This window comes from Paenarthrobacter sp. GQ52 (assembly GCF_059759005.1).
In genome coordinates this window covers 1-19,138 of sequence record NZ_JCAXEJ010000005.1, presented here as the reverse complement: position 1 = coordinate 19,138, position 19,138 = coordinate 1, and the positions used below count along the sequence as shown (strand labels likewise).

Here is a 19,138-nt window from a genome sequence, read left to right as displayed (position 1 = left end):
CGGCGGGATGTGGCCGTGAGAACAGCCTGTTCAAGTCTACCGGTACCCCGGCCGCAGGCTGACATCGGCCCTCGAAAGAGAAAACTGTGCCAACGGCCAAACAATTCCCGAAAGACTTTGTGGGAAGGCTCCAAAATACCGCCCCCCGTCCCTCCGTACCCTCGACATCAGGGGAAACAACTTTCATTGCACCGCACCCGATAGGACCGTCATGAGCCAGACCCAACCTGACACTGCTGCCACTTCCGACGCAACAGTGCAACGCACCGCATCCTCCCGTAAACGCTGGACCGCCACCGACCTCGGCCTCATCGCCGTTTTCGCTGCCCTCGTCGCCGCCTCCGCGATCGTCCCCGGCATTCCGGTAGGCGCCCTTGGCGTTCCCATCACCTTGGTGACCCTGACGGTGATGCTCAGCGGGCTGGTGCTGGGCGCCGGGCGCGGGTTCGCCGCCGTCGGGCTCTATGTGCTGCTCGGCTTCGCCGGGCTGCCGATCTTCGGCGGCGGCCGTAGCGGACTGGGGATTCTCGCGACGCCCTCCGCCGGTTACATCATTGCGTTCCCCCTGGCCGCAGCGGCAACCGGATACCTTGCGGGGGTCGTCATCCGTCGGACGGTTAAGTTCCGTGCGCTGTGGCTCTTCGCCGCGGCAATGGTAAGCAGCATCGTGGTCATCCACGCGCTGGGCATCCTTGGAATGATGGTCAATGCCAAATTGGACTTCACAAAGGCGCTCCTCGCAGACTTCCCGTTCGTGCCCGGTGACGTCCTCAAGAACGTCCTGGCTGTGATCATCGCCATGGCGATTCACAAGGCTTTCCCGGACGTCCTGGTGCGTCGGGTCAAATAAAGCAGGAACAATCAGTAGATGAACTCCATCAGTTTCAGCAGTGTCTCGGTGCGCGTCCCGGTTGATGGAAGCGACGTGCCCAAGACGTTGCTGCAGGACATTTCCCTGGACTTGACCGAGCGCAGGATCGGGGTGATCGGCGCTAACGGATCCGGGAAATCCACCCTTCTCCGCCTCCTGAACGGTTTGGTTGTCCCGAGCGAAGGCACTGTTGTGGTCCACGGCGGCGACAGCGTCGTCGACGTCCGTCGCGTTCGCGGCAATGTGGGCTTCGTCTTCACTGATCCCCTGTCCCAGTTGGTGATGCCAACGGGGCGGGAGGACGTTGAGCTCTCCCTGCGCCGTTCCATCAAAAACTCCAAGGAGCGGGCAGCGCGGGCAGAAACAGTACTGGATCGTTTCGGATTGCTGCACCTTGCCGATCAAAGCATCTACGAACTTTCCGGTGGTGAAAGGCAGTTGTTGGCACTGGCTGCAGTCCTGGCTGTTGATCCGGCCGTTCTGGTCCTTGACGAACCGTCCACCCTCCTGGACCTCCGGAACCGTGAACTCCTGCGGCGTACCGTAGCCGAACTGGACCAACAGGTGATCATGTCCACGCACGATCTCGACCTCGCGCTCGACATGGACCGGGTGCTGGTGGTGGAGTCCGGACGAATCGTATTCGACGGCGATGCTGCCGAGGGCGTCGCACGTTACCGTGCGCTGTGCGCGGCTGCCCTGCCCAGCAGCCCCTTAGGTGATGTGTCGAAGTGAGGGGCCATGGATTCCTGATTGCAAATTACGTTCGCGGAAACTCGATCATCCACCGAACTCCCCTATGGCTGAAATTTCTGGTGGTAGCCGCCTGCGGAACGGCGTCTTTCCTCATTGTGGATTGGACCGTATCCCTTGTGGTCTTCGCCATCATGTGCGGCTTGTTCCTCCTGACCGGCGCCGGCCTCCGCCGACTTCTGAGGGCCATCTGGATGGTTACGCCCATCCTGCTGGTCATCGGTCTCTTCCAGTGGTGGCAACTCGGTGGACCCACCGCAGCACGCATCGTACTGAATGTGCTTATTTGTGTGGTGGCAGCGTCCGTGCTGACAGCCACCACCCCCGTGCAGGCGCTGCTGGACGGGGTGGTGGCCTTGGCAAAACCGTTCCGGCGTTTCGGTGCCGATCCTGAACGATTCGCCTTGACCATCGCAGTAATGCTGCGGAGCATTCCGTTCATTGCGGGCACTTTCTCGGACGTACGGGACTCCGCCCGGGCACGCGGCCTTGAACGCAATCCCCGCGCACTGGTCCTTCCTGTCTTCATCACTACTGTGGCGTACGCCCGTCAAACCGGCGACGCGTTGGCAGCCCGCGGACTGGGCGAACCGGAAAGGGACTAAAACCTGGTGTACTGCAGCAGTGCTGCGGTTCCCATGCCGCCTGCAATGCTGATCATTGCCAACGCCAACGGAGTCTCTCCATCCGTTGCATAGCGGCCCCGTGCCTGGGCCATCAACCGCGTCACCAGGACCGCTCCCGAGGCACCGTAGCCGTGGCCCAAAGCCAGGGCGCCGCCGTCCAGGTTGGCTCGCTCAGGATCTACGCCTAAGTAATCCAGGCATGCAATCGTTTGGGAGGCGAACGCCTCGTTGAACTCAATCAGGTCAAGGTCTCCTGCGGCCACGTCGTGGCGGCTTAGGAGGCGTTCGGCGGCGTGGGCTGCTCCGATACCAAGGAGTTCCGGATCAACCCCCGCCGTGTCGCACCCCAGTACCAATAGTCCGTCCGAGGCTCCCATCTCGCGGGCCCGCTCGAGTGACGTTATGACCACCGCTGAGGCTGCGTCTGCGTCGAAGCAGGAGTTGGCCGCCGTGACCGTTCCATCCGGTACGAACGCAGCAGGGAACCTCGACATCAGCGGCGCCCGCAGGGTTGCTTTGGGGCCGTCATCGAAATCCACCAGATTTTCGTTGCTCTTGAGCGGAACGATCTCATCCGCAAAGGAGCCCGCACTTGCCGCCTCAACCGCGCGGCGATGGCTCCGGAGTGCGTACTCGTCCTGTTTCTCCCGGGTCACGCCAAACGCGCGGGCCACGTTCTCCGCCGCAACACCCATGTCAGGGTCGCCGAACTGCGGAGGCACAAAGCTGGCCCTTGAGTAAAACTCCAGTTCGCCGTCGTCGGTTCTGTTGGCCCTGGCCGGTGCGGTACTGATGCTCTCAACGCCGCCGGCAAGGTACAGCGGATCACCCCCCGCAGCCACCAGCCGTGACGCCAGCGCAATGGCGTCCAGGCCTGAACCGCACTGCCGATCAACGATAAGGCCCGGTACGGTGACGGGCAAGCCGGCCTGGAGTGCGGCAAACCGGGCCACATTCCCTCCCCCGCCCACGGCGTTTCCGATGATGACATCATCCACATCAGCAGGTTCCGCATTTATTTGCTGCAGAAGAGAACCCAACACGGGTGCCAGGAGATCCGGCGCGCGGAGATGCTTCAGTTGCCCGTTGGCGCGACAAATCGGAGACCGGAGCGCGGCGATGATGACGGGTTGCCGGGATTCGTTGAACCCGTGTTGCAACACTTCGACGCCAGGCTTGCCGCTAGCCAAAGGGCTGCCGTTACCCAAGGGGCTGTGCCCGGGGGTCATGATTCTTGATCCAGTCCAGCAGGACTTTCCTGCTGACCTTGCCCCGGTCAGTCATGGGCAACTCCGCCAATAAGTAGTACTGCAACGGCCATTTATCCCGTGCCAGCAGACCATCCAGGCCCGTGCGCAGCTGCGTGGCGGTGACCGCACCATAGGCAGGCACGACGCCGGCAATCACCTTTTGGCCGCGGATATCGTCAGGTGCCCCGGCGGCAATCGCAACGTCCACGCCGGGCACGGAGGCAACTGCAAGCTCAACCTCATGCGGGTAGACGTTCTTTCCAGAGGTGATAATCATGTCCGAGCGGCGGCCGAGAATGTGAAGGGTGCCGTTTTCCAGGAAGCCCTGATCCCCCACGGTGTACCAGCCGTCAAGGCACCGCAGGGCTTGGCCATCGTCTCCCCAAAGGTAGCCGTTGCTGACCATTCCGCTGCGAACGCTGATATTGCCGTGTTCGCCGTCCGGCACGGGTCTGCCGGTGTCATCGAGGATGCTCAGGTCAACACCCGGGAAAGGCAAGCCAATGCCGGTGCCACCGGCGTCCAGTGGTTCACCAGCGGCAAGGCGGGTGCCGGAAACAAAGCTCAACTCGGAGGCACCGTAGTACTCATAAATGGCCGCATGGGGCGCCCACCGCCGGGCCGCCTCCAAGGTCCGGGCGTCCAACTTGGAACCCGCGCAAATGATGCTACGGATGCCGGAAGCATCAACGTCGCCGGCGAGTCCCCGTTCGCTGAGTAGACGCAGCGCCGTAGGTGCCAGGACCAGCCGGGTGATTCCGTCGTGACTGATGGCAGCATGGGCGTCGCCGACGTCGAACGACTCAAGCGTGTGGAACGCGGCCCCCGCGTACAGGCATTCCGAGAGGGCATACAGGTTCAGGCTGGCCGACAGGGGCCCCGGCGCCAGGGTGCAATCGTCCTGCGTAAGGCCAAAAAATTCGATGGACGCTTCGAACGACACTTGCCAGGAACGACGCGACCTGGTGAACGCTTTGGGAACCGAAGTAGTGCCGGACGTGAGACCGATGAGGAAGGTACTTGACGGGTTTCCGTCTACCAACCCGGCATCAATGGTGGTGGTGGTCCCGACAACGCGTGATGAAACTTCCTCGATCATGGGAAGCGGCCATTCGGGATCCAGCACCGCACAGCGACGCTCCCCCGCCACCGCGGCCGCGTAGCGCTCAACAAAGCGCACGGAGTTGGGCTCGGCAAGAACAGTAGTGGCAGTCGTGTCGCCCAGCAGCCCTGCTGCAGCGTCGCGAAGTCCCGCCCAGGTGAGCCGGCTGCTGCCCACAACGACGGCGGTGTCGTGGGGGCGCTCTTCGGCCCAGAGCTGAAGTTTGTCCAGGAAAGGCATCCACACAATTTTACGGCAGTGTTCGGCCCCGGGCACCAAAAGTGACGTCTATTCTGACTGTATGAGTTTCAATGACGGCGCGCAGCTTGACCCCTCGCAAGTAGAAGACCGACGTGGCGGCGGCATGGGCCGCGGCACCAAGATCGGCGGTGGCATCGGCGGTGGAATAGTGGTGCTGTTGCTTGCACTTTTCGGTATCAATCCCAACATCCTCGGGGACCTGACAGGTAGCGGAAGCCAGCCACCCGCCGTCGAAAGTGGTGGCGGGGCCGGAGGTGTCCAGGAATGCCAGACAGGCGCCGATGCGGACAAACGGCTGGACTGCCGGATCACAGGGACAGTGAACAGCCTCAATGCCTTTTGGCCTGCCTACCTTGCTGACTACAACGTGCAGTATCCCCGTCCCAAGACCGTCATTTTTAGCCAAGCCACAAACACCGGTTGCGGTTCGGCCACAAGTGCCGTGGGTCCGTTCTACTGCCCTGCGGACACCACCGCATACTTTGATCCTGGATTCTTTGATGACCTGGTAACCCGGTTCGGCTCCTCAGGAGGTCCCCTGGCACAGGAGTATGTCGTGGCCCACGAATTTGGTCACCACGTCCAGAATGTCCTCGGTAACCTTGACCAAGCCCAGCAGGACCCACAAGGTCCCCAGTCCGGCGCCGTCAGGGTGGAGCTCCAGGCTGATTGTTATGCGGGACTTTGGGTGCGGCACGCCACCACCCAAACGGACGCCAGCGGCAAGCCCTTCCTTGATCCCCTGACCCAGCAGGACCTGCAGGATGCGCTCTCGGCCGCTTCCGCCGTTGGTGATGACCGGATCCAGGAGGCGGCTACCGGCAGGGTGTCTCCTGAATCCTGGACCCACGGGTCCAGTGAGCAGCGGCAGAAGTGGTTCTATCAGGGATACACCACGGGCGATATCAACAAGTGCGACACCTTTGGGGTGGCTGCGCCGTAGTGCATTTGACGACATGAAATAAGGAAGGGTTCCGGGCTTGCCGCCCGGAACCCTTCCTTGTGCCCGCCGAAGCGAGCGAAAACTGCTGATCAGATGTTGAAGCCGAGGGCCCGCATCTGGTCCTTGCCGTCGTCGGTGATCCGCTCGGGACCCCATGGCGGCATCCATACCCAGTTCAGGCGCCAATCATCAACCACGCCGTCGAGGGACTTGCCCACCTGCTCTTCAAGCACGTCCGTCAGCGGGCAAGCCGCCGTGGTCAGCGTCATGTCGATCAGGAGTGCGCCGTCTTCGTCGGAGTACTTGAGCCCGTAGAGAAGGCCCAGGTCCACAATGTTGACTCCGAGTTCCGGGTCAATAACGTCCTTGAGCGCTTCTTCGACGTCCTCGAGACTGGTTCGCGCCGTGTTGATTTCGGTCATGGAACGATCCTAACTAGGCCTGCACAGCAGGAGCAACGGCAACGCCTGCGCCTGGAGCATAGCGGTCGTAGCCCTCATCTTCAAGACGGTCGGCGAGCTCGGGTCCGCCCTCTTCAACAACCTTGCCGTCAACGAACACGTGAACGAAGTCCGGCTTGATGTAGCGCAGGATACGGGTGTAGTGGGTGATGAGCAGGGTGCCCATGTTGCCCTCTTCGTGCGCGCGGTTAACGCCCTCGGAGACAACCTTCAAAGCGTCGACGTCCAGGCCGGAGTCGGTCTCGTCAAGGATGGCGAACTTCGGCTTGAAGAGTTCGAGCTGAAGGATTTCAACGCGCTTCTTCTCACCACCGGAGAAGCCTTCGTTGACGTTGCGCTGTGCGAAGTCGGCGTCGATACGGAGCTGCTGCATGGCTGCCTTGACGTCCTTGGTCCAAGTGCGCAGGGCCGGTGCTTCGCCGTCGATCGCCGTTTTGGCGGTCCGCAGGAAGTTGGTCATGGTGACGCCGGGAACCTCTACCGGGTACTGCATGGCCAGGAAGACGCCTGCACGGGCGCGCTCGTCCACGCTCATTTCCAGCACGTCTTCGCCATCCAGCGTGATGGTGCCGCTGGTGACGTTGTAGCGCGGGTGGCCGGCGATGGTGGAGGCAAGCGTGGACTTGCCCGAGCCGTTGGGGCCCATGATGGCGTGCGTTTCACCGGTCTTGATGGTGAGGCTGACGCCCTTCAGGATCTCCTTGGTGCCCTGCTCCGTCTCGATGCTGACGTGCAGGTCCTTGATTTCAAGAGTTGACATGCTCTTCTTTCTTTCCGTTCGTAAGTCTGGCGGTACTGGGCGCTCAGTAGTGATCTACCGAGGCGCCGTTCACAACGTTGGTCACGTCCACGTAAACGTCGTCTCCGTCGATGGTGACGGCGAAAACGGGGACGGGGTCGTAAGCAGGCAGCTGGAGGGGCTGTCCGCTGCGGAGGTCGAACTGGGAACCATGTCCCCAGCATTCAATCGCGCAGCCTTCAACCTCACCTTCGGACAACGAGATGTCCGCGTGCGAGCAGGTATCGGCGATGGCGTGGATGTCGCCCATCGAGTCCCTGACGATGGCTACGGGGTAGTCATCAATCAGGACGCGCAGCGCTTGCTTGACCTGGATGTCATTGGCGTTGCATACCAGTTCGCCCTTGGTTTCTTCACTCATTGTTGTTCTGCCTGGCCTGTCTTAGTTGTCGGTCGCGGCGAGTTCGCGCTCAACAGCTGCGGTCAGGCGCTCTTCGATTGCCGGGACCTTGATCTGCTGGATGATCTCGTTGAGGAAGCCTCGGACCACCAGGCGGCGTGCAACCTTTTCCGGAATGCCACGGGCCATGAGGTAGAACAGGTGCTCGTCATCAAAACGGCCGGTGGCGCTGGCGTGGCCGGCACCTTCAATCAAACCGGTTTCGATTTCGAGGTTCGGAACTGAGTCCGCACGGGCACCATCGGTGAGGACCAGGTTACGGTTGGCCTCGTAAGTATCCGTGCCTTCGGCTTCCTTGCGGATCAGGACGTCGCCGACCCATACGCTGTGGGCGTTGCGGCCCTGAAGGGCGCCCTTGTAGAGCACCCGCGACTTGCAGTTGGCCACTGCGTGGTCAACGAACAGCCGCTGCTCAAGGTGCTGTCCGGCGTCTGCGAAGTACAGGCCGAACATTTCGACGTCGGCACCCGGCGCGGTGAAGCGCGTGGACGGCGTAACGCGCACGAGGTCGCCGCCAAGGCTGACCACGATGTGCTTGAACTTGGCATCGCGGCCGATCTTTGCCTGCTGCGATGACGCGTGGACAGCGTTATCCGCCCATTCCTGCAAGGACACGACGGTCAGTTCAGCGCCGTCTTCAACGATGATTTCCACGTTTTCGGACACAACGGCGGAACCCTGGTGGTCCAGAACCACAACGGCCTTGGAGAAGCGTTCTGCCACAATCACGATGTGCTGGGCAGACGGTGCCTCCCCAGCGCCGGTAATCAGGACAGAAACTTCACTCTCGGCCTGCAGCTCGGCGGGCACCGTGACGACAGTGGCCTCGGCGAAGTTCTCCCACGCGTTGGCAGACACGAGGTCCTCCGGGATGGCCGCCTGGCCAATGCGCTTGTCATCGCGGCCAACGGTTTCAACAACGACGCCGGCCGGTGCAGTGACGCTCACAGCCGGAGCTGCGCCATTGAGGACTTCGGTGTGGAGGCCACGGAGGCGCTTCAGCGGCGTGAACCGCCAGTCTTCCTCGAGGCCGTTAAGCGGCTTGAAGTCCGCCATCTTGTAAGAGGTGAGACGACCCGCACGGGAGCTGTCCGGAATCCCTACGCCGCCACCATGCGAGTGGCTCTTGGCCGAAGCACCGGCGAGCGGACCAGCGGAAGGCTGCTCCGACGTCGTGCTGGTGTTCGTTCCGGTGTTGACGGGCGAAAGGTTCTCGCCTTCCTCGGTGAAGCCGTTGATAAACGGCTGGGCCGAGGGCGCGCCAATGCGCGCCTTTTCAGTAGTGATATCAGTCATTGTTAACCGACGGACCCTTCCATCTGCAGTTCAATCAGGCGGTTCAGCTCAAGAGCGTATTCCATGGGCAATTCACGCGCGATCGGCTCGATGAAGCCGCGCACGATCATGGCCATGGCCTCGTCCTCAGGCATGCCGCGGGACATCAGATAGAAGAGCTGCTCTTCGCTGACGCGTGAAACGGTGGCCTCGTGGCCCATCACAACGTCATCCTCGCGGATGTCGATGTACGGGTACGTGTCCGAACGGGAAATGGTGTCCACCAGGAGGGCGTCACAACGAACGGTGTTGGCCGAGTGCTTGGCGCCTTCACGGACCTGTACCAGGCCGCGGTACGCAGCGCGTCCGCCGCCGCGGGCCACGGACTTGGAAATGATGGAGCTCTTGGTGTTCGGTGCGATGTGGACCATCTTGGAGCCGGTGTCCTGGTGCTGGCCCTCGCCGGCGAAAGCGATGGACAGCGTCTCGCCCTTGGCGTGCTCGCCAACGAGGTAGACGGCCGGGTACTTCATGGTCACCTTGGAACCGATATTGCCATCGATCCACTCCATGGTGGCGCCCTCTTCGCAGATGGCGCGCTTGGTAACCAGGTTGTACACGTTGGTGGACCAGTTCTGGATGGTGGTGTAGCGGACGCGGGCGCCCTTCTTCACGATGATCTCCACAACAGCCGAGTGCAGCGAGTCCGAGGTGTAGATCGGAGCCGTGCAGCCTTCGATGTAGTGAACGTAGGAGTCCTCATCGGCGATGATCAGCGTGCGCTCGAACTGGCCCATGTTTTCCGTGTTGATACGGAAGTATGCCTGGAGGGGGATGTCAACGTGCACGCCCTTGGGCACGTACACGAAGGATCCGCCGGACCATACGGCCGTGTTCAGTGACGCGAACTTGTTGTCGCCCACCGGGATGATGGTGCCGAAGTACTCCTGGAAGATCTCCGGGTGCTCCCGCAGGGCGGTGTCAGTGTCCAGGAAGATGACGCCCTGGGCTTCCAGGTCCTCGCGGATCTGGTGGTAGACGACCTCGGACTCATACTGGGCTGCGACGCCGGAAACCAGGCGGCTGCGCTCAGCTTCCGGGATGCCGAGCTTTTCGTAGGTGTTCCGGATGTCTTCCGGAAGGTCTTCCCACGTTGCCGCCTGCTTCTCGGTGGAGCGCACGAAGTACTTGATGTTGTCGAAGTCGATGCCCGAGAGGTCTGCACCCCAGGTAGGCATGGGCTTGCGGTCGAAGTACTTAAGGCCCTTGAGCCGCAGATCGAGCATCCATTCGGGCTCGTTCTTCTTCGAGGAAATGTCGCGGACGACCTCCTCGTTGAGGCCACGACGGGCGTTGGCGCCTACGTCGTTCTTGTCGGCCCAGCCGTACTCGTAGTTTCCGATACCGTGCAGTTCGGGATTCTTCTCCAGAATCTCCGAGATCACAGTGCCGTCAGCTACCGCTTTCTCTGCTATTTGGTCCGTCATCACGGCCTTTCTTGCTGGTTGTTTGATTCCTGGTACGGGTTCCCGGGCTGCTCTGCGACATCTGGGGATGCCGTGGCAGCCGGGCGCCCGGTAGGTATGTGGGTGGTGCAGACGTGTCCGCCCTGCGCGAGCGTGGAGAGGCGCCGGACATCGACACCCACCAAGCGCGAGAAGACCTTGGTCTCCGTGTCGCAGAACACGGGAAACTCTGCGGCTAGCCGCTGAATCGGGCAGTGGCCTTGGCAAAGCTGGACACTGGACAACGCTGCCGGCAGTGGCGCCTTGGCTTCGATGGAGTGGGCTGAGGCAACAAAGCCATCACGACTGAGGGCCTTTGACAGTGCCATGGCGCGGGCCGTGATGTCATCACCGGCGGCTTCCACCTCGGGGGCGTAGCGGCGTTCCATGTCCGAGAAGCGTTCCTCCGCGTACTCCCGGACTGCGTCCTCGCCGGCAAGTTCCTGAAGGCGCCTTAGCGCGGAGCTGGCAATATTCAGGTAGTCGTCGCCGAGCTTGGACTGCCCCTGTGAGCTGAGGACGTAGCGGCGCGCCGGGCGGCCTGCGCCGGAACCGGCTTTGGCTACTCGTTTAACTTCGATAACCCCGCTGCGTTCCAGATGGTCAAGGTGACGTCGAACTGCAGCGGGTGTGAAGCCAAGAAGGTCGCCCAGCTCCGCGGCACTTACCGGACCGTTCTCCAGTACAGCGCTCAGGACCCGGTCCCGTGTACGGTCATCCGCGTCCGGCAGCACAGGAGAAGCACCGATGGCCTCTGCCGCTGCAGCATGCCGCGTTGCGGGCATGGAAGTTGGACTGCTCATGGAATACACAACACAATCATGTCGTAATTTGTTTCATGCATCCAGTAAGGCAAGACTGACCTTAGCCAGCCGCCAAGTGTGACCGTACTACTTCCCGTAGAATACTCTGGTGCGATCCCCCGATTCCCCTGTCCTCACTATAGATGGACTCATTAAGGATGTAGGCCCCCTGGCCTCCCTTGACGGCAAAATGCTCAGGGTGGTCAGTGGGCTGTCCCTTGTGGCCGAACGCGGCCAAGTAACCGCCCTGTTGGGGGCGAACGGCGCTGGTAAAACCACCACCCTGGAGTGCGCCCAAGGCCTGCAAAAGCGGACGGGTGGACGTATTTCCCTGCTGGGAGCGGACCCCGACACGGCAGGTGCCGACCTGAGGTCCCGTGTAGGTGTGATGCTCCAGGACGGCGGCCTCCCGCCGTCGGCCCGTCCCATCCCGCTGTTGCGGCACGTCGCTGGCATGTACCAAAAGCCCATGAACGTTGACGCCCTGGTGGAACGGCTGGGAATCAGCCAGTTCAGCAGGACCAGCGTGCGCCGTCTTTCCGGGGGCCAGAAGCAGCGGCTGGCACTAGCGGCCGCCCTCGTGGGCAATCCTGAAATCCTGTTTCTCGACGAACCCAGCGCAGGGCTGGATCCGCAGTCGCGGCAAATGGTTTTCGAGCTCATTGCCGAACTGAGGGACGCCGGGATGGGCATCGTGCTGACAACGCACCTGATGGATGACGCTGAGCGCCTGGCCGACTACGTATACATCATCGACGGCGGTCACAACGTGGTGGAGGGAACGGTAGCCGAGCTGCTCCGGCACGATCACGCCGCAGACTCGGCCATCACGGATCGGACGCTCTACTTCGATGCCCCCGGAGGACTAAATTTCAACGGTGCTGTCGGTGCGGGCCTGCAGATCACCGAAACCCGCTCCGGGAGTTACTCAATCACCGGTGCCATCACGCCCAAGGACCTTGCATCATTGACGGCATGGTGGGCCGAACGGAACATCATGCCCGCCTCGCTGCGGTTGGAAGCACGTAGCCTGGAAGACGTGTTCCTGGACATTTCCGGAAGGGACCTCCGATGAGCAAGCTCCTCTCCCCCAACGCCGGACCGGCATCCCTGCCGCGCAGGATCATGCAGCAGGGCCGCTACGAAACCATCACCATGCTGCGGAACGGTGAGCAACTCATCCTCGCTGTCGTCCTGCCCCTGATGGCCCTCGTGGGCTTGGTTGTTACCCCGCTACTTGACGGCCTCGGCGGTTCCCGCGTGGACGTGGCCACGCCCGGGATTCTGGCGCTGTGCGCCATGTCCACGGCTTTCACCGGCCAGGGCATCGCCACCGGTTTTGATCGCCGCTACGGAGTACTCCGCTTCCTGTCCACTACTCCCCTTGGCAGGGGCGGGCTCATCGCGGGCAAGATTCTAGCCGTGCTGGTGGTCCTGTTCCTTCAAGTACTGGTAGTCGGTGCTGTTGCCGGACTGCTGGGATGGCAACCTCGGCTCGAGGCCTGGCTTCCCGGCGCGGGGCTTCTGGTTCTTGGCGCTGCTGCCTTCACCGCCTTGGGCTTGCTGGTGGCGGGCACCGTGCGGCCGGAAGCTACCCTGGCGATTACCAACCTGCTGTGGATCCTCCTCGGGGCATTGGGCGGCATTGTGGTGCCTGCTGAGCGATTGCCGTCGTTGCTTCAGGGGATCGTTCAATTCCTTCCCTCCGGGGCCCTGGGCCAAGCACTTCGGGACGCCTTCCTGTTGGGCGCTGTTCCCTTCCCCGCCGTAGCAGTCCTCCTCCTGTGGACCATACTGGCCGGCGCCGCGGCCATCCGCTGGTTCAAATGGAACTGACCCGTCCAGGCACCAACCACCCACGCAGAACTGAGAAGTGAGAAAACTGTGAGCACGGCATCGCGCCTACCAAAAACCGTCCAGCGATTGACCTCCAAGTTGCCAACCGAGGTCAACAAGGCCGTGAGCCGCCTGGCATTGTTGTCGCTCATTGGGCAGACCGTTCTGGTGGTAACCGGTGGTGCCGTACGACTCACAGCTTCCGGCCTGGGTTGCCCGACGTGGCCGCGCTGCACCAGCGATTCGTTGGTCAACACGCCGGAGATGGGCATTCACGGGTTCATTGAATTCGGCAACCGCCTGCTCACCTTCGCCCTCGCCGCAGTGGCCGCCATGATGTTGGTGTACTTGTGGAACCTCCGCAAGGAACGCCGCGACCTCTTCATGCTTGCATTGGGTCTCCTTGCCAGCATCCCGGCACAGGCAGTGATCGGTGGAATCACCGTACTGTCCGGCCTCAACCCCTGGGTTGTTGGCCTGCACTTCCTCGTGTCCATGGCCTTGGTGGTTTTTGCCACGCTGCTGGTCAACCGGGCTTACGGGCGGACCGGCCGCTTCATGAACCGCACCCTCCCGGACCTCCCCCCGCTTGCTCGCCCCGTGATGCTTGCTGTCGCAGTTTTCTCCGCGCTCTCTGTCATGCTGGGAGTCGTAGTTACAGGAGCCGGACCCCACGCCGGAGATGCAGATGCTCCCCGCAACGACCTCGACTGGGACCTCTTCTCGCACATCCACGCGGTCCCTGCGTACCTCATCACTGCCGGAACGCTCTTCGCGGTGTACCTGGTGGTCCGGCACAAGATCCGCGGGCCGTTCCGATCGGCGTCGTATCTTCTGCTGGGTGTCACATTGCTGCAGGCTGTCATCGGCTTCACCCAGTACTACAACGGAATCCCTGCTCTCCTGGTTGGTGCACACATGTTCGGCGCGGCCGTGCTGATGAGTGCGGCCACCAACGCCGCCGACCTGGCGAAACACAGCCCCGCCAACTAGCTTTTTCTATGCCCGGGCTCGTTCTATGCCCGGATGAGCTGGGCGGGGTTGGATCGCGAAGCCACCAGGGCCGGGTACAGCGCGGACAGGGTTCCGCTGGCCAGCCCGGCTCCGATTCCCCACAGCGCTGCATACCAAGGGATCACGGCCGCCCAACCTTCAGTGGACGCGTATAACAGGACTGCCCCCATGCCCACTGCCGCTCCGGCAGTGCCGCCTAACACTCCCACCACGGCGCCTTCCAGCAGGAACATCCCAGCCAGTGGTCCCCTCCGCATGCCCAGTGCCAGTCGAAGGGCTATTTCGCTCGACCGGGCCAGGACACCGAGGTACATCGTGGTTCCGGCACTCAAACAGGCGATGGCCAGGAGCACAATGGAGACAATGCCCACCAGCCTCCCCAGATCAGCGTCAATCCCGTGCTTGAGGTCCCGTAGGTCGGCCACGGTCTGCACCGTCACGGCGCCTGTCTCAGCGGGACTCAGCTTCTTAGGCAGCGCCTCCGCGATGGCCGCCGGCATGCCCGGATCTGTCCGTAAGACCAGGCTGGCTGCGACTCTGCTGGTCACGGGATATGAACCGACTCCCACTACCACCGACCCTGGAAGCATCGGATCCCTCCCCGGATTCTCGATGATGCCCACCACCGGAACCGGCTCACCATACAGCCAGATGACAACGCCGGGACCTGGCCTTGCGATACCCAGTTGGATGGCGGCATCCTGACCAAGGACCGCGACCGGGCCACCGAAAGATTGATCAAGCAGGCTGGCATCGCCGAAGGAAATGGTGGCCCCTTGGAGTCGGAGATAGGCCGAATCAGCCACCCGGACAGCTCCGGTGAAGACAGGCTGTTCGGGATAGGACCCAGGGCGGAAGGTCGAGGGCTGGACTATCGACGCCGATAGCTCAGCAAGAACTCCGGCTTCGAGGACGCTGGAGAGCTCCTTTGACCGCTGAAGATCCACTGCCACGGCGTCCCACGAGGCGTATCCGCCGTCACGCGTAGCCCGCACTTCGTCGCTGGCGGCTGCGTCGATCCTTGCGGACACCTTGACGGCTGCACTCTCGCTCAGCCCCATGGCGGCTACAAGCCCGCCGCTCCCCAGCAGGAATGCCAGTACCAGCAGAAGGGCCTTGGCCGGGCGGACCGTCAGCGCAGACAACGCATCCGCAACCACGTCTGCAGCTTCATGGTGGATGCGCCGGGCAAGGTGATAGGAAGCGGAACTGTCGCCTGGTGCTAATGGCGCGTCGCTGTGGACCGTAGCGGAGCCGGTGTCACCCACGATCAGCCCGTCCCGCATTGTGATGACACGATCAGCAGCAGCAGCGATGCCTGGGTCATGGGTGACCAGGACGACGGTGGTTCCTGTGGCGTGAAGCTCGCGGAGATGGACCAGGACCAGCCCGCCATTGACGGTGTCCAGGCTGCCTGTCGGTTCATCAGCGAGCACGATTCCCGGGGCTCCGATGACGGCACGTGCAATTGCCAGCCGCTGTCGTTCGCCGCCGGAGAGCAAGGAAGCGGGGGTGGCCGCCTTATGCGCAAGGCCAAACTTGTGAAGTGCGGGCATCACTAGTCGCTTTTGGACGGACAGGGCAATCCCCCTTGCACGCAGTCCGAGGACGGCATTGCGCGCGGCAGCATCGCGTCCCACCATGTGCGAGTCCTGGAAGACGAAACCGAAGAGACTGGCGCGCAGCTCGGCTCTCTGTCGCTCGCTGAGGCCCGACACGTCCGTACCCTGCACCGAGTACGTTCCTGCCGAAGCTGTGTCCAAAAGGCCGAGGACGTTGAGAAGCGTCGACTTTCCCGAGCCGGAGGGGCCAACGATAGCCACGAACTCGCCCTGATGGATGTCGAGGCGCAAACCGGCCAGGGCGGGCGCGCCGGAAAAGTCTCGCCGGACGTCCCGCATGCTAAGTATCGGACGGTGTGGTGGCGGATCGGTCGCTTCCGGGACATGCCAGTGTGAAGTCATTGCAACTTGACCTCGTCGCCTGGAGCCAACCCCTCCACGTCGGCAATGGCCGCCCACCCGTCCGCCTGTGCCATGACCTTTACGTTCACCCGCCGCGGCTCACCGTTCTTTTCCAGCAGCACGTAAGGGACACCTTCCTCCTGGCGAACCGCGATCAGGGGTACGGCCAAGGACTCCGCGGCGGCGCTGCCAGCAGTTACAGTCACGGACTGGTCCGCGGCGAATCCTTGCGTTCCGGGTGGCACGGCAAACGTGATGTCCTTTCCGGGGATTTCGTTCTTGCTTTGGTCACCCTCCAAAAAGTGGCTGACAAGCCCTACCTTGGTTTCGAGGACTGCGGAGCCGGCGCGAACAGTAACGGCCCCACCCACGGGAAAACTCTCGGACTGGACAACGTCCGCCCGGGCAACAATGGAGTCGTCAGCAATCTTTACCTGGGCAACGATGCCATCCTCACCGAGAACCGATCCGTTGCCGGCCATGGCGGCGATTGTCCCCGTGTCTCCGGGAACTTGAACGAATTCCTTCCACCGAAAAACCACCGCGTCGGGGGCCTGCTTGGTCGAAAGGGGGTGGGAGTCCACGTCCCCTGGTTTAGTCGCTTTCGGCGAAGGTGTTGAGGTTGGGGCTTCGTAACCGGCTGCCTTGTACCAGTCGATCAAGGCGCGTTGCGTGCCGGTTTCGAAGGTATCCGCCGAAGAAACGGCGTAGCCAAAGCCAGCCAATGCGCCGTGCAACGCCGCGACGTCGGGGCCCGAATCACCCAGTTCGATATCGCGGTACAGGGGCACGCCGCTGGGGAGTACGAGTAACGGCCTCCCGGACACGGCGGCCAGCAGTTCACCTGGAACCACCACGCTTCCCACCGTTTTGGCGGTTGCCGTCAAAACCAGCCTGTCAATACCTTCAGTGGAACTCGCTTTGATCGCGTGTTGTGCACCTGCCACGACCTTGCCGGAGAGCACCACCTGTTTGATGACCGCGCGACGCTCCACGGTTGCCGAAACAGGGATTACCGCGGGCGTTGACGACGAGGGCCCTGCGCTGGCAACGCTGCTGGCACCAGTCCAGTAAGCGGCGCCCAGTCCTGCCAACACCATCACCAGCAGCGCTGGAATGAGCCACCACCGGGGAACGCGCCTCATGGCTCGACCCGCCGGGGTCACCTCAGAGTCGTGCATCAGCCACACCGTGGTCCCTCAGTATTTGCCTGGCTCGTTCAACGGCGGCCGCCTTCTCTTCTGCCAAGGCGTTGAGCTCAGCCTGATGGTCCTTCATCTGTGCTGCTTGGTACTGAGCAAGGATGTCATAGGGTTTCCTGGCACCGCCGCCCGCGTCCTTGCAGTCAAGAGCCAGCAGGGCAACACGGATTTCGTCTTCTTTTGACCCTGTTGATTGCAGGTTCCAGGAACCTGCTTCAGTGAGCTTCAGGCCTCTTCCTGCCAAGCAGTCTTCCCAGCCCTGGCGGAAGGCAACGAACTCCGGGTCACGCTCTGTCAGCCCCACCGCGATGTCGGAGATCTGGTTCTGGACGGACGTATCGCCGACAAGTCCCTCCAGAAGTTCAGGTAAGCCAGCGCGCCCTACAGACTTGGTGCACCGGGATTCCGCTTCTTGTTGCTTGGAGCTAAGTGCCGGGCGCTCCGGCTGCTCCTCCATCACACCAGGAATCTTCCGGATTTCCGGTAGGGCACCATTCTTTGCGGCCAAGGCACGTGACCACTGACCATACCTGCTGTCCTGAAGTGCCTTGCCGCCGCCTCCCCAAGGAGCCACAGTGAATCCAGCTTCTTCAACGCAGTCGAAAATGAGAAACGCGACCGCCGAATTGACCATGACGTTTTCCCTGTCGGAGTACCAGTAGGCACTCATGGGCAGCACAATCTCTCCGGTCATCTCATTGAGGGAGGCCCGCGCGTTCGCTCCGGCGCTCCGATCAATCGTAGGCAAACTGAGGGTGGGCCCGGGTTCCGACGGACGGGCGGGTTCGCTGGAGCACGACGTGCCGGCGATAGCAACCAGCATCGCCAGCACGCCAAGTGCCGCGGACGGCATCCTTTGGATCTTGAACGCCAAGAGACTAGCCCCAGACGCTCGTGATTTCGTCGTCCCAGTTCCGGGTGGACGTCATGTAGAGTCCGCGCAGATCATTTGAGGCATTGCCGGCCCGAAAAACCACATTGTGGCCAACAAAATTGCTGTCAACATAGAAATAGACATAAGGCGAAGCTGGATCTGCGGCAGGTCCAACTACTAAGGAACTCCCCTTATCATTGGCGTCCACGCCCACGTTGTACGTGACCCAGCCAAAGGACCTGGAGGTCCCCGTGAACCAGTAGTTGTCGTATAGGCATACTCGTGCGGTGGAGCACGCCGGTGCGGCCTGGGCTGCAGATACCCCGGTCAATACAGAGGCTGAAACAACTGCAAGCACCCCGGCGGTGCGCAGGATGTTTTTCATGAGAATCCCCAATGCTCGTGTGAAGTGGAACAACTCTGTTCCATCTCGAACGGTAAGTAGCCTTGAGCACCACCTAGGCTGCTTTTCGAGGATCTAGGTGGCGTTCAGGCAAAAGATAAGTGTTCAGGGGGTCCAAACTAGGTGCTGCAATGCGGCTTCTAGGTGTTGATCTCTTGGTTTGCGCTGGTTAAAGGAGTTGCCACCCTTGTCCGCCATAGTGGTCATGTGCTGGAGACGACTGTGTTGGTGGAGGGCGAGAGCGACCGGCTGGCAGTGGAAATGCTGGCTAAAAGGCTTGGCCACGACCTAAGGATGGAACGCGTTTCGGTTGTGCCCATGAATGGCGCCACGAGCATCGTGCGCTTCCTCGACCGCTATGGCCCGCATGGGGCGGGCCACCGATTGTTGGGTCTCTGCGATTTCGGCGAGGCCGTGGGCATTGGCCGTGCCCTCATGCGGGCTGGCATGGGGGCAGGCCCGCTGGAAGACCATGGCTTCCAGGTCTGTAAAGCCGATTTGGAGGACGAACTCATCCGATGCCTTGGCGTGGATGCCGTGCTCGACGTCATTGCGGACCAAGGGGAGCTCGCGTCCTTTGAGCTCCTTCAACGCCAGCCCTCGTTGCGGGCCCGGTCTGTGGAGGGGCAGTTACGGCGGTTCTTCGGGGGGCGCAGCGGGAATAAGATCCGATACGCGCCTCTGCTTGTCAACGCGCTACCGGAAGGACAGGCGCCTCCTCCGCTGGCTCGACTGTGCGGTCGTATGGTTTTCTGAGACAGCTTGATGGGAGATTCGCTTCAGATGACCACGCCCA

20 protein-coding genes are annotated in these 19,138 nt (G+C 62.0%); 8 read left to right on the top strand and 12 right to left on the bottom strand.

Going from position 1 to position 19,138, the window contains the following annotated elements; all coding sequences use genetic code 11:
• Positions 1-211: 211 nt before the first annotated feature.
• The 3 genes from AC6CH8_RS08710 to AC6CH8_RS08700 are packed head-to-tail and all read left to right on the top strand — an operon-like array spanning position 212 to position 2,229.
• Positions 212-850 carry a biotin transporter BioY gene (locus AC6CH8_RS08710; RefSeq protein WP_498189991.1) on the top strand — a complete coding sequence of 213 codons (639 nt, stop codon included), beginning with the start codon at positions 212-214 and terminating at the stop codon, positions 848-850.
• Positions 851-868: 18 nt separating this feature from the next.
• Entirely contained in the window at positions 869-1,606 is a 738-nt protein-coding gene (locus AC6CH8_RS08705; RefSeq protein ID WP_498189989.1) for an energy-coupling factor ABC transporter ATP-binding protein, read from the top strand.
• Positions 1,603-2,229, top strand: a complete 627-nt coding sequence (locus AC6CH8_RS08700) for an energy-coupling factor transporter transmembrane component T family protein (protein WP_179016625.1) — start codon at positions 1,603-1,605, stop codon at positions 2,227-2,229. Before AC6CH8_RS08705 ends, AC6CH8_RS08700 begins: the two co-directional genes overlap by 4 nt.
• On the opposite strand, the gene AC6CH8_RS08695 is transcribed toward AC6CH8_RS08700, so the two are convergent.
• Complete coding sequence (locus AC6CH8_RS08695; RefSeq protein ID WP_498189986.1) at positions 2,226-3,479, bottom strand: thiolase family protein; 1,254 nt, start codon at positions 3,477-3,479, stop codon at positions 2,226-2,228. The two genes, AC6CH8_RS08700 and AC6CH8_RS08695, sit on opposite strands and share 4 nt — an antisense overlap.
• Positions 3,451-4,842, bottom strand: coding sequence for a class I adenylate-forming enzyme family protein (locus AC6CH8_RS08690; RefSeq protein ID WP_498189985.1), 1,392 nt, complete (start codon positions 4,840-4,842; stop codon positions 3,451-3,453). Before AC6CH8_RS08690 ends, AC6CH8_RS08695 begins: the two co-directional genes overlap by 29 nt.
• Before the next feature lie 61 nt (positions 4,843-4,903).
• Here AC6CH8_RS08690 and ypfJ point away from each other — a divergent pair, with 61 nt between their 5' ends.
• Positions 4,904-5,806 (top strand): KPN_02809 family neutral zinc metallopeptidase, encoded by a 903-nt coding sequence (gene ypfJ / locus AC6CH8_RS08685; RefSeq protein WP_498189983.1) that lies wholly within the window; start codon positions 4,904-4,906, stop codon positions 5,804-5,806.
• A gap of 89 nt (positions 5,807-5,895) precedes the next feature.
• Here the strand turns inward: ypfJ and AC6CH8_RS08680 are convergent, their stop codons facing one another.
• From AC6CH8_RS08680 to AC6CH8_RS08655, 6 genes are read right to left on the bottom strand one after another with little or no spacing between them, the layout of a single operon-like run.
• A complete protein-coding gene (locus AC6CH8_RS08680; protein ID WP_054808115.1) occupies positions 5,896-6,228 on the bottom strand; it encodes a metal-sulfur cluster assembly factor in 333 nt (110 codons plus the stop codon).
• A gap of 13 nt (positions 6,229-6,241) precedes the next feature.
• Complete coding sequence (gene sufC / locus AC6CH8_RS08675; RefSeq protein ID WP_014921882.1) at positions 6,242-7,027, bottom strand: Fe-S cluster assembly ATPase SufC; 786 nt, start codon at positions 7,025-7,027, stop codon at positions 6,242-6,244.
• Between the two features lie 43 nt (positions 7,028-7,070).
• Complete coding sequence (locus AC6CH8_RS08670) at positions 7,071-7,427, bottom strand: non-heme iron oxygenase ferredoxin subunit (RefSeq protein ID WP_091470659.1); 357 nt, start codon at positions 7,425-7,427, stop codon at positions 7,071-7,073.
• Between the two features lie 21 nt (positions 7,428-7,448).
• Entirely contained in the window at positions 7,449-8,762 is a 1,314-nt protein-coding gene (gene sufD / locus AC6CH8_RS08665) for a Fe-S cluster assembly protein SufD (protein ID WP_420181090.1), read from the bottom strand.
• A gap of 2 nt (positions 8,763-8,764) precedes the next feature.
• Complete coding sequence (gene sufB, locus AC6CH8_RS08660) at positions 8,765-10,228, bottom strand: Fe-S cluster assembly protein SufB (RefSeq protein WP_011774792.1); 1,464 nt, start codon at positions 10,226-10,228, stop codon at positions 8,765-8,767.
• A complete protein-coding gene (locus tag AC6CH8_RS08655) occupies positions 10,228-11,049 on the bottom strand; it encodes a helix-turn-helix transcriptional regulator (RefSeq protein WP_420181089.1) in 822 nt (273 codons plus the stop codon). The genes sufB and AC6CH8_RS08655 overlap by 1 nt, the downstream gene beginning before the upstream one ends.
• A 109-nt stretch (positions 11,050-11,158) precedes the next feature.
• Between AC6CH8_RS08655 and AC6CH8_RS08650 the strand changes: the two genes are divergently transcribed.
• From AC6CH8_RS08650 to AC6CH8_RS08640, 3 genes are read left to right on the top strand one after another with little or no spacing between them, the layout of a single operon-like run.
• Positions 11,159-12,124 (top strand): ABC transporter ATP-binding protein, encoded by a 966-nt coding sequence (locus tag AC6CH8_RS08650; protein ID WP_364305088.1) that lies wholly within the window; start codon positions 11,159-11,161, stop codon positions 12,122-12,124.
• Positions 12,121-12,885, top strand: coding sequence for an ABC transporter permease (locus AC6CH8_RS08645; protein ID WP_498189979.1), 765 nt, complete (start codon positions 12,121-12,123; stop codon positions 12,883-12,885). Before AC6CH8_RS08650 ends, AC6CH8_RS08645 begins: the two co-directional genes overlap by 4 nt.
• A 48-nt stretch (positions 12,886-12,933) precedes the next feature.
• On the top strand, positions 12,934-13,878 hold the full coding sequence (locus AC6CH8_RS08640) for a COX15/CtaA family protein (RefSeq protein ID WP_498189978.1): 945 nt from the start codon (positions 12,934-12,936) through the stop codon (positions 13,876-13,878).
• Positions 13,879-13,901: 23 nt separating this feature from the next.
• Here the strand turns inward: AC6CH8_RS08640 and AC6CH8_RS08635 are convergent, their stop codons facing one another.
• Genes AC6CH8_RS08635 through AC6CH8_RS08620 form a run of 4 tightly spaced genes read right to left on the bottom strand, consistent with a single transcriptional unit; the run spans position 13,902 to position 18,324 of the window.
• Positions 13,902-15,800: an ABC transporter ATP-binding protein/permease gene (locus tag AC6CH8_RS08635; protein WP_498189976.1), complete on the bottom strand. Its 1,899-nt coding sequence runs from the start codon at positions 15,798-15,800 to the stop codon at positions 13,902-13,904.
• Between the two features lie 59 nt (positions 15,801-15,859).
• A complete protein-coding gene (locus AC6CH8_RS08630; protein WP_498189974.1) occupies positions 15,860-17,044 on the bottom strand; it encodes an efflux RND transporter periplasmic adaptor subunit in 1,185 nt (394 codons plus the stop codon).
• Positions 17,031-17,918 carry a hypothetical protein gene (locus AC6CH8_RS08625; RefSeq protein WP_498189972.1) on the bottom strand — a complete coding sequence of 296 codons (888 nt, stop codon included), beginning with the start codon at positions 17,916-17,918 and terminating at the stop codon, positions 17,031-17,033. Before AC6CH8_RS08625 ends, AC6CH8_RS08630 begins: the two co-directional genes overlap by 14 nt.
• Before the next feature lie 25 nt (positions 17,919-17,943).
• Positions 17,944-18,324, bottom strand: coding sequence for a peptidase inhibitor family I36 protein (locus AC6CH8_RS08620; protein WP_420181084.1), 381 nt, complete (start codon positions 18,322-18,324; stop codon positions 17,944-17,946).
• A 225-nt stretch (positions 18,325-18,549) separates the two neighbouring features.
• On the opposite strand from AC6CH8_RS08620, the gene AC6CH8_RS08615 reads away from it, so the two are divergent.
• Positions 18,550-19,098: a TOPRIM nucleotidyl transferase/hydrolase domain-containing protein gene (locus AC6CH8_RS08615; protein WP_498189970.1), complete on the top strand. Its 549-nt coding sequence runs from the start codon at positions 18,550-18,552 to the stop codon at positions 19,096-19,098.
• Positions 19,099-19,138 lie beyond the last annotated feature (40 nt).